This is a genomic window from Verminephrobacter aporrectodeae subsp. tuberculatae At4 (assembly GCF_000193225.1).
Taxonomy (GTDB): Bacteria; Pseudomonadota; Gammaproteobacteria; order Burkholderiales; family Burkholderiaceae_C; genus Acidovorax; species Acidovorax aporrectodeae.
Map to the genome: position 1 here is coordinate 1 of NZ_AFAL01000314.1, position 533 is coordinate 533.

The 533-nt window shown below is 70.5% G+C and carries 2 protein-coding genes; one reads left to right on the forward strand and one right to left on the reverse strand.

Annotation, left to right across the window (positions count from 1 at the left end; all coding sequences use genetic code 11):
* The coding region (locus VTU_RS0106615; protein WP_029554165.1) for a hypothetical protein at positions 1-271 on the forward strand (271 nt) is incomplete at its 5' end.
* A gap of 15 nt (positions 272-286) precedes the next feature.
* On the opposite strand, the gene VTU_RS31230 is transcribed toward VTU_RS0106615, so the two are convergent.
* Positions 287-533, reverse strand: a 247-nt coding sequence (locus VTU_RS31230; RefSeq protein ID WP_201766102.1) for a signal peptidase II, incomplete at its 5' end; no start/stop codon positions are given.

The window sequence follows — 533 nt, forward strand, 5'->3', positions numbered from 1 at the left end:
CTTGCGCGTCGCCGATCTGATCGGCGTGGCGCATGGTGGCCACGTGCTGCTCGAGCGCCCGAGCAGCGGCGACGGTGACGGCGGCGCGGGCTACATGGTCGAGCGCATCGACTGGTTCCGCGCCCGGCTGCCCGACGGCATGCTGCCCTGCAACCAGGACGGCGAGGTGCAGCGCTTCGAGCTGCTGCCGAGCACCCTGCGCGCGTGGCTCGTGCAGGGGCTGTTCACGCTGGAAGCCAGCCTGGTGATCGCGGGGTTTCTCGGGCTGTGAGCGTGGCGCGCGGGGTCAGCGCCCGCGCCGCACCCGCAGCAACTCGTCCAGGATGAGGCAGGCAACGCCCAGGGTGATCGCCGCGTCGGCGAGGTTGAACGAAGGGAAATACCAGCCCGCATGGTGGAACTGCAGGAAATCGACCACATGGCCGTGATGGTCGGCGCCGCGGACACGCAGGCGCGCGAGACCTGGGAAGAGGCGGGCTTGCGCGTCGCCGATCTGATCGGCGTGGCGCATGGTGGCCACGTGCTGCTCGAGC